The following is a 2,755-nucleotide window of genomic DNA, read 5'->3' on the forward strand; positions in this document are numbered from 1 at the left end:
GTGATGGGTTGTGTACACACTACCACAAGGTTCGTTCGCTGCAACTACGTCTGGCGGCAGGGAAAAGCGGCGCCGAAACAATCAGGAGAATGGTTGAACTAGCGATCAACGCAAAGAAGAAGCCAGATATCGATCGCTGAGCGCCGAACCCGCACGATGAAATGATGGCCGTTGTCGAATTCATCGACGAGAACGGCGGTGGCCCAGGGCGTACGCCTACGTAAGTCTGCGAAAGAAAAGCCTCGAAAATAGTCGATCGCGACTGAACGAGAGCAACGATTTGAGCCAGGCTCCTATTTTAGCCGTGTCTTCGAAAAACAGCCGTTGTGTGTATCCGCCACCCGTAGTACGTTCCTGCCATGATCCGATCGTGGCACAACGCTGCCAGCCGTAAGGTGTGGGACGGCGAAACGCCCAATCAATTTCGCGGCTTGGATTTTGCCTGGGCGCTGGATTTGTTGTCCGCATTGAACGTCGCCAGCACCCTGCAAGACTTGAGTCCACTCAAGAGCGTCGGACTGCACAAGCTCAAGGGAGACCGCAAAGGCCAATGGGCGATGACCGTGAACACGTGTTGGCGCATTTGCTTTGTGTTCAGGAAGGGCGACGCCCACGACGTAGAGATCGTAGATTACCACGAGGGATAGCGTATGCCATTCGCAACACATCCAGGCAGCTTCTTGAAGCGTGAATTAAAAGCGCGCGAGCTCAGCGCAAATCGGCTCGCGCTCGATCTCAGCGTACCATCGGGTCGCATCACCGACATACTCAATGGACGCCGGTCGATCACTGCAGATACGGCCGTCAGGCTCGGCCGATATTTTGGAAATCGTGCCCAATTCTGGCTTGATCTGCAGAGCCAGTACGACATTGCTGTCATCGAGCGTGAACACGGCGCCAAGATCGCGAGCCGTGTTCGACCTGCGGATGTGGCGTGAGGTACGGCGATCGAACGATTGGGAGGAATATCAGAAAGAGTAATTTTGCGCTGCGGCTTCCGTCATGCCGATTTGCCGTGCGACGGGGTGCCCGGACGCAGCCACTCGGCCAGTTTCGACCACCGACACCGGCCCGAGATGTTGCGCACCGCGATCGCGATGGCCTTTTTCTGGCCGACCAGTACAACCAGCCGCTTCCCACGTGTGACGCCGGTGTAGAGAAGGTTCCGCTGCAGCATGGTGTAGTGCTGCGTCATGACCGGGATGACTACGGCTGGGTATTCCGAGCCCTGGGATTTATGAATCGTGGCGGCATAGGCGGGCACCAAGGTATCGAGTTCGCCGAAGCCATAGGTGACTGAACGACCGTCGAAGCTCGCGGTGAGTTCGCCGGCCTCCGGGTCGACGTCATCGACGTAGCCGATGTCGCCGTTATAGACCTCCCTGTCGTAGTCGTTCTCGATCTGCATCACCTTGTCGCCAGGCGCAAAGGTCCAGCCGAAACGCTCTACCTTGCGTTCACCGGCCGGGTTCAAGGTCGCCTGGAGTTCAATGTTCAGCGAGCGAGCGCCGATACCACCGCGGTTCATCGGACAAAGCACCTGGATGTCGCGAACGGGATCGAGGCCGAACCGTTTGGGGATCCGCGTCTTCACCAATTCGATAATGCGCGACACGGCGGTTTCGGGGTCGTCCGCCTGCACGAAATAGAAGTCACTCTCGGTTCCAGGCGAGCTGAGATCGGGGATCGTGCCCTGATTTATTCGATGGGCGCTGGTGATGATGCGGCTCTGTGCTGCCTGCCGGAACACTTCAGTGAGACGCACCACCGGCACCGACCCGGATGAAATGACGTCTGCCAGCACTTGGCCGGGACCGACCGAAGGAAGCTGGTCGATGTCTCCAACGATCAAAAGTGCGGCATTGTCCGGCACCGCCTTCATGAGCGCCTGCATCAGCATGACATCGACCATTGAAGTCTCGTCGACGACCAGGAGGTCACAGTCGAGTGGGTTGTCTTCGCCGCGCTTGAAACCACCACCCTTGGGATCGACCTCAAGCAGCCGGTGGATAGTCTTGGCTTCAAAGCCGGAAGCCTCAGTCATGCGTTTTGCAGCGCGGCCGGTCGGTGCGCACAGTAGAAGGTTGGTGCCCTTCGCCGCGAGGATGCGCAGAATGGCATTGATGATGGTGGTCTTGCCGACGCCGGGACCGCCGGTCATCACCACGACCTTGGACATCAGGGCGAGCCGGATCGCGGCGACCTGGCTTTCGGCAAGGGCGAGCCCGATACGCTTCTCGACCCACGGCAGCGCCTTTTCCGGATCGATCCAGGGCCAAGGCAACGGGCCATTTGCCAGTCGCATCAGCCGATCGGCGATGCCGCGCTCCGCCCGATGCAGACTGGCCAGAAATACACAGGGCGTTTCACCGACACGGTCGCCGACCACCGTGCCCTCCTGCAGCTCAAGTTCAATCGCAGTGCGGATGAGCTCCTGTGGCACCTCGAGCAGCTTCTCGGCGAGCGGTATCAGCTCTTCGATCGGCAAGCCGCAATGTCCCTCATCCATGGCCTCGGTCAACGCGTAGGAAATCCCCGCGCGAATTCGCACCAGGGCCGTCTTTTCGATTCCGAGCTTCATGGCAATGGCGTCGGCGGTCTTGAAACCGATGCCACGGATATCACGCGCCAGCCGATACGGGTTTTCCGTCATGACCTGGACGGCATCCGAACCGTAGGTCTTGTAAATACGGACTGCCCTTGCCGTACCAACCCCATGGCTGTGCAGGAAGACCATGATCTCGCGCACGATCTT

General features: G+C 59.0%; 3 protein-coding genes. 2 read left to right on the forward strand and 1 reads right to left on the reverse strand.

The window, feature by feature from the left end:
* Positions 1-359: 359 nt before the first annotated feature.
* Both E7813_RS25230 and E7813_RS25235 read left to right on the forward strand, forming a co-directional pair.
* Positions 360-647, forward strand: coding sequence for a type II toxin-antitoxin system RelE/ParE family toxin (locus E7813_RS25230; protein WP_291578013.1), 288 nt, complete (start codon positions 360-362; stop codon positions 645-647).
* 3 nt (positions 648-650) lie between these two features.
* Positions 651-938 (forward strand): HigA family addiction module antitoxin, encoded by a 288-nt coding sequence (locus tag E7813_RS25235; RefSeq protein ID WP_291578014.1) that lies wholly within the window; start codon positions 651-653, stop codon positions 936-938.
* 62 nt (positions 939-1,000) lie between these two features.
* On the opposite strand, the gene E7813_RS25240 is transcribed toward E7813_RS25235, so the two are convergent.
* The coding region (locus E7813_RS25240) for an ATP-dependent RecD-like DNA helicase (RefSeq protein WP_291578015.1) at positions 1,001-2,755 on the reverse strand (1,755 nt) is incomplete at its 5' end.

Source organism: Bradyrhizobium sp., assembly GCF_004799405.1.
Classification (GTDB): domain Bacteria; phylum Pseudomonadota; class Alphaproteobacteria; order Rhizobiales; family Xanthobacteraceae; genus Bradyrhizobium.

Bases quoted from the DNA above. Each gene is read 5' to 3' on its own strand.
- E7813_RS25235 (WP_291578014.1), top strand. From the start codon at position 651: ATGCCATTCGCAACACATCCAGGCAGCTTCTTGAAGCGTGAATTAAAA.
- E7813_RS25230 (WP_291578013.1), top strand. From the start codon at position 360: ATGATCCGATCGTGGCACAACGCTGCCAGCCGTAAGGTGTGGGACGGC.